The sequence below is a fragment of the Vibrio zhanjiangensis genome (assembly GCF_030161235.1).
Classification (GTDB): domain Bacteria; phylum Pseudomonadota; class Gammaproteobacteria; order Enterobacterales; family Vibrionaceae; genus Vibrio; species Vibrio zhanjiangensis.
In genome coordinates this window covers 21,781-27,780 of record NZ_BSPW01000058.1, presented here as the reverse complement: position 1 = coordinate 27,780, position 6,000 = coordinate 21,781, and the positions used below count along the sequence as shown (strand labels likewise).

Genomic DNA, 6,000 nt, shown 5'->3' with positions numbered 1-6,000 from the left:
GAATATACGACCGCATCTTAACTTTTATGGTTCGTCGCTTTGTAAATACGTGGATTCCATATAAAACTTAGGGGCAAAACAGTCAACTCGCAGTCTGGCGTTTTGAATAAGAGCCGTTTTTCTTGGGAGACATTAAGGACAGTGTGGCGGGTTACATCCGCTTCAACGGCTTTACGACACTGTCTAAACCTTCGATTTTTAGCGCTAAACAGAGTTGCAGTAATTGACCTAACTCGCCTTGTGGAAAGCCCTTTTTGTCAAACCAAAGCAAATACTCTTCTGGCAAGTCGATCAATACTCTACCCGCGTATTTGCCAAATGGCATTTGAATGCGCGCTAGCTTAATCAAGTTTTCTTTTTCTAACATGATGGCTTTTTAGAGATAAGAATGATGAGGGTAGAGACTACCATCTAATAGAGGGAGATGACAGTATACATCAACGTTTATCTTTCATCCTTCATTGATAGTGTGTGCATACTCAACCACTATCTGGTTACCCTCAATGTACGCATTTTGAATTTCACCATCCACACTCATTCGACTTTGGAGATAGACAATTTTAGGTCCCGAATCATTCACTTGTTTCAGCGAAGGAAAGGTGAGCTTAGGATCAAGGTGCAGCAAGCGACAAAAATGGCTCACAAATGACATAGTGAGCGGCTGTTCTCCACGGAGAAGCTGAGAGAATTTGAGCTGACTCATCCCTAATTTTTTCGCAAACTCCATCTGCGTAATGCGCATTTTTGACTTTTTAGACATCCAAGTAGCATAAAGTACTTCTCGGTCTTTTTCCGTAAACTCCATGATGAGCCCTTAAAATTACATTGATACTTCAGACTATGTAACCTTTGGGCAACCACGATGTCAGACGATGGTAAACATTCGCTAAGATTAACCCCGTCTATGATTTATCTCTCATAACCAGCCTGAGATAAGCCGCTTAAACCAGTCGATAATCCGCTTGATAATGCTGCCCTGTTTGATCTCAGATTTAGCGACCAGATCCTTCGCCAACACAGTCTCATCGTCAACTTTGTATACGACACTACCAACTTTTTCACCCTTGGCGATTGGCGCGACCAACTCTCGATCAAACTCAACTTGTGCGACTAACTTATCCGCATCACCACGAGGAAGTGTCAGGTAGATATCATCACTGACGCCGAGAGAAAGCTGATCCTTGTCGCCCATCCATACTCTCACGCTGGTGACAACATCATTCGCTTTGGTTGGCGATACAGTGTCAAAGAAGCGAAAACCGTAACTCAACAGCTGCTTACTGACTGACTCCCGGCTTTTAGCACTTTCAGCGCCCATCACAACCGCAATTAACCTCATATTTCCAAATGTCGCAGACGTCGCCATACTGTATCCGGCTTTTCTCGTATAACCGGTTTTCATGCCATCAACGTTCATGCTTCTATCACGTAGCAAGCCATTTCGGTTGTATTGAGTAATGCCGTTGTAGGTATACGATGTTTCACTATACAAAGAGTAGATATCTGGCAAATCGCGTATAATTGCTTGTCCAAGTTTGGCTATGTCCAAAGGCGTTGAGTACAAACCTCGACTGTCTAAACCATGAGGGTTAGTGTAGGCGGTATTTTCTAGACCGAGTTTCTCAGCCCAAGAATTCATCATATTGACGAATGCACTTTCACTCCCAGCCACATATTCTGCAATAGCAACGCTCGCATCATTACCTGATTGAACAATCAAGCCCCGATATAAATCCATCAGTGGAACTTTGGTACCAACTTCAATAAACATCTTTGACGAATCAGGGAAGTTTTTTGCCCATGCTTTTTTACTGATCAACACTTGATCATTCAAAGTCACATTGCCCGCTTTGACCTCTTGCCCAGCGACATAGGCGGTCATCAGTTTCGTTAAGCTGGCTGGGTTGAGTTTGGTATTGGCATTTTTTTCAGCCAGCACTTGACCAGTGTTATAGTCGATTAAAACATAGCCTTTAGCGGCTAATGCAGGCGGATCTGGAACAATCGTTGGCGTGGAATAAGCACAGAATGTCACAGTTAACGTGCACCACAAGGTAGCTCGGCGAAGAAAATTTCTCATCATGGGACATTACCACTCAGTCACAATTTTCGTACTATATATCGGTATGAGTATATACAGATAACTGAGCTATGTGCTTGCTTTGTAACTGATCGTTGCGCTTCGATGGTCGCTTTTGTTGATTTATGAGAATTCATCGCCATTTATTGGCAAATCATTGCAAAAAATGAGTAATAAACGTCTATATCACTCATTTCACTGTCAATGACAACCAGAGACTTGGAAGAACTTCTATCCTAGTTAGTTTCTGACGAACGGCTAACCAAAGTAGGTTTTGGCGTAATACTGTCTCGATAAGTAAACCATAAGTAGGTCACAACCAAAGAGAAAAACAGGTAAGACAAGGCAAACACTAAAGGCGATGAAATCAGCTCTTGAGATAGCCCCCAGCCCACACCCGCAATAGTGATGATCAGCTTAGAAAACAAACCGATAATAAGAAGTAGTACTGCTAACTCAGGGAAGCGCGTGCTTCGAAAAGCGAACCAATAGCAGCTACCCACAGCAATGGCAGAAACACATAACCCCAGCATAAATGAATGCAGGTGTTCAGCAGACAACACGCCAACGGAAATGGATGCGACTATAATCAGAAAAAGCTTCATCGTTTACTCACTACAACTCATCGGTAAAAGTTCTTTTCATTTATGAAAACTAATTTTCTGCATATTTACATCACTTTTTCATCCAATTCAAGTGATAGATTTGCTATCTCACCAAGAAAAAATGTCATCGAATACAGTTGTAAAATAAACGTTAATTTATTGTTTTAAATGCATGTGGTGGATCTTTAGATATTCTTGAATCGCACGTTATAAAAATACAAATCGTTACACTTTATTAACAAGAGACACAGTCTAATATTTTTTGCTAGAGTGAACACGTAAATTTGAATGCTGGTAGAGAAAGGAACGACATAGCCATCGCGGTTTAGGATCGATACTAGGGGCAGCTAAATAAAACCCTATTCAAAAGCAAGACTAAGCAGCTTTTGAATAGGGCTCTTTGCCCTTGTGTTTGATCTTACGATGAAAGCTGCCTTTGCCTTTCTTCGCTCTCTCTACGCGAGTTGTAAATAATGGGCTAGTCACAATCGCTTTTAACGCATTGTCTTGAATTTTCCCCCGACCAACCTCTAAACTCGTTTGTTGAGATTCTGTCTCAACATTCTTTTTTTGGCTAGAATTAACCATAGCTCATCCTTACTTTTGATTTTATAAATAGCTGACGAGTGATGGCAAAAACACCATTTGCATGATATTTCAGATAAAAACTCATCAACACATCGAATGTTACACTAGTTAAACTGTAAACAGCAATATTTTCGAAACCCTACATAGCGCATATTTCCGGTGAAAATATCTTGGTAACGAGAAAGTATCATATGAATTTTATTGACTTAGTCCAACTTACCTTTAGACTATTAGTCAGCTAGAAAACGGTTCTTGTTTTTATTTCGCCGTTTCGTTGGATTTCTTGTATTTCTTCCGTAACGTCGTGCGCAATAGCAATCTCCTTTTCCACGCTATAGTTGCCGTCATGGCTTTTAAAAGATTTATCAAGGATAAACATTATGTCTAACACTGTTACTGGTACAGTTAAATGGTTCAACGAAACTAAAGGTTTTGGTTTCATTCAACAAGAAAACGGTCCTGACGTTTTCGCTCACTTTTCTGCAATCACTGGTGACGGCTTCCGTACTCTAGTTGAAGGTCAAAAAGTAGAGTTTGTTGTTTCTCAAGGCCAAAAAGGTCCTCAAGCTGAGAACATCAAAGTACTTTAATCGGACTGTACTTTAGATTTACAATAGCCAGCATCACGCTGGCTATTTTTTTATGTGTAGCAAAAAATCATGGCACTTAAACCCACTATTTATAAATTCCGTCTCTCTATATCGGACAGCAATAGAGATTTGTATCACTCACCGCAAGTCACGATTGCGCAACATCCGTCAGAAAACACCGAACGAATGATGGCTCGCATATTGGCGTTTTGCGTGAAGTATCAACCTGAACTCAGTTTTACCAAAGGTTTATCGTCCACTGAAGAACCCGATCTTTGGTCCAAAACACTTGACGGCATGATTGCACAGTGGATTGAAGTTGGTGAACCTTCACTAGATCGAATAAAAAAAGCAACTCGATTAGCGCAAAGAGTCGATATTTTCAGTTTTACCAGTAAATCCGACACTTGGTGGGAGCAAGCCAAAAACAAATCATATCAATACAATGCACACATTTATCGTCTTAGCTCACAAGGTATCGAAGCCCTATCTTCAGTAATCGAACGTGGAATGGATTTGTCGGTGATGATCAGCGGTACTAGTATCTTTATCGACTGCGACAAAGGCTCATTTGAAGTTCAAATAGAGACATTACAATCCAGTGACTGAGGCCAACCAAGCATTCAAAGCCAATAGGCTCGGTACACTATATAGCGAATAACTGTTAACACCCGTTTCTCTTCACTTTTATTCGGGCATTACAATTTGGTGAGCAGAACTTGCTGGCTAATCTGTAAAGGTAGGTAATAGAAAGGGCTTTGGTAATAGAAAGGGCTTTGGTAATAAAGCCCTTTGATATCGATTTATAAATAAGCGTGAGGACCAAAAACTTCGTAGTGAATACGGTCTCTTCCTACCCCAAACTCTTCTAGCTGCTTGACTATCCCTTCCATAAATGCGATCGGGCCACACAGATAAAAATCAGCGAAGTGCAATGGCAATAGATGTTCAACCTCAGATAAATTCATCTGACCTGAAAAGTGGGCAGTATCATTTAAGTACCAAGTAAATTGTTGCCATCCAGTTTGACTAACAATCTGCTGAGTTTCTTCTTTAAAGGTGTGCTGATGAGGCCCATTACAGGCGTACAAATAGGACACATCTTCTTTTCCAGCATCCGCTAACATCTGTAACATAGATTGCATAGGCGTTGCCCCAACTCCCGCTGAAATAAGAACAACCGGCGCATTTTTTTCTTGGTAGAAAAAGTCTCCTGCAGGCGCATATAAGTGAACGACGTCTCCTTCATGAACTTCATCATGAAGATAATTGGACACCAAGCCTTTATGTTCTCCTAACTCACGTTTCACAGAGATGCGATAGTCTTTACCATTGGGTTTTTGAGACAAAGAATACTGACGGATCTCGTTATAGTCTCCAGTCGATGGTTTCACCTCAACACCAACATATTGACCGGGTATATAATCCAATACCTCACCACCATCGACGGGGGTCAACACAAAGCTCGTTACTAATTCAGATTCCGGCTTTTTCTTTGTTACCTTGAACTGACGAGCATTCTCCCAGCCACCAATCGCTTGCTTTCTCTGAAGATACAGCTCGCCTTCTCTATCAATAAACACCTTAGCCAGAAATAAATAGGCGGCCGTCCAAGCTTCTTCCACTTGCTGAGTAAATGCTTCTGGCGCAAGTTCCCTTAGTGTCTCTATAAGATGATGGCCAACTATCTGATAATGATCGGCTTGAATGTTAAAACTCGTGTGTTTATGGGCAATACGCTCTACCGCAGAAACTAAAGCTTCCAAGTTATCAATATTTTTGGCATACGCAGCAACCGCCTCAAACAAAGCGACACTCTGGCGACCTGTCTTTTGATGCGTCATATTGAAGATATCTTTTAACTCTGGATTGTGGGAAAACATGCGCTGATAAAAATGCTGAGTTAACGCCGGACCGACACTTTCTAGTAAAGGAATGGTACTTTTTACAACTTCAATATGCTGGTTATTAAGCATTGGTATATTCTCCTAGTCTATTTCTAACCTTTCCATGCTATCTGCACAATCAGTGCCAAGTTACCAAAACACCTAATTACTTGGATTTTAGTCATAATTTACTAAATAAAAGTCATAAAGACCCCATTGAAACAAGTCCAAATGACACTATAATAAAGCAT

Annotated in this window: 8 protein-coding genes; 2 read left to right on the top strand and 6 right to left on the bottom strand. The window is 40.9% G+C overall.

Translation table 11 applies throughout. The annotated features are described in order from the left end of the window. Positions 1 to 151 precede the first annotated feature (151 nt). From QQK21_RS13550 to QQK21_RS13530, 5 genes are all read right to left on the bottom strand, one after another. Positions 152 to 367, bottom strand: coding sequence for a DUF3820 family protein (locus QQK21_RS13550; protein ID WP_284192724.1), 216 nt, complete (start codon positions 365 to 367; stop codon positions 152 to 154). Positions 368 to 451: 84 nt separating this feature from the next. Further along, positions 452 to 805 carry a helix-turn-helix domain-containing protein gene (locus QQK21_RS13545; protein ID WP_284192723.1) on the bottom strand — a complete coding sequence of 118 codons (354 nt, stop codon included), beginning with the start codon at positions 803 to 805 and terminating at the stop codon, positions 452 to 454. A gap of 111 nt (positions 806 to 916) precedes the next feature. After that, on the bottom strand, positions 917 to 2,083 hold the full coding sequence (locus QQK21_RS13540) for a D-alanyl-D-alanine carboxypeptidase family protein (RefSeq protein WP_284192722.1): 1,167 nt from the start codon (positions 2,081 to 2,083) through the stop codon (positions 917 to 919). 233 nt (positions 2,084 to 2,316) lie between these two features. Beyond that, positions 2,317 to 2,685, bottom strand: a complete 369-nt coding sequence (locus QQK21_RS13535) for an NADH:ubiquinone oxidoreductase (protein ID WP_284192721.1) — start codon at positions 2,683 to 2,685, stop codon at positions 2,317 to 2,319. A 375-nt stretch (positions 2,686 to 3,060) separates the two neighbouring features. Beyond that, positions 3,061 to 3,273, bottom strand: a complete 213-nt coding sequence (locus QQK21_RS13530) for an alternative ribosome-rescue factor A (protein WP_284192720.1) — start codon at positions 3,271 to 3,273, stop codon at positions 3,061 to 3,063. A 380-nt stretch (positions 3,274 to 3,653) separates the two neighbouring features. Here QQK21_RS13530 and QQK21_RS13525 point away from each other — a divergent pair, with 380 nt between their 5' ends. Together QQK21_RS13525 and QQK21_RS13520 are read left to right on the top strand one after the other, a co-directional pair. Further along, a complete protein-coding gene (locus QQK21_RS13525) occupies positions 3,654 to 3,863 on the top strand; it encodes a cold-shock protein (RefSeq protein WP_038204438.1) in 210 nt (69 codons plus the stop codon). Positions 3,864 to 3,932: 69 nt separating this feature from the next. Beyond that, positions 3,933 to 4,472 carry a YaeQ family protein gene (locus tag QQK21_RS13520; protein ID WP_284192719.1) on the top strand — a complete coding sequence of 180 codons (540 nt, stop codon included), beginning with the start codon at positions 3,933 to 3,935 and terminating at the stop codon, positions 4,470 to 4,472. A gap of 194 nt (positions 4,473 to 4,666) precedes the next feature. On the opposite strand, the gene hmpA is transcribed toward QQK21_RS13520, so the two are convergent. Then, complete coding sequence (gene hmpA, locus QQK21_RS13515; protein WP_284192718.1) at positions 4,667 to 5,839, bottom strand: NO-inducible flavohemoprotein; 1,173 nt, start codon at positions 5,837 to 5,839, stop codon at positions 4,667 to 4,669. Positions 5,840 to 6,000 lie beyond the last annotated feature (161 nt).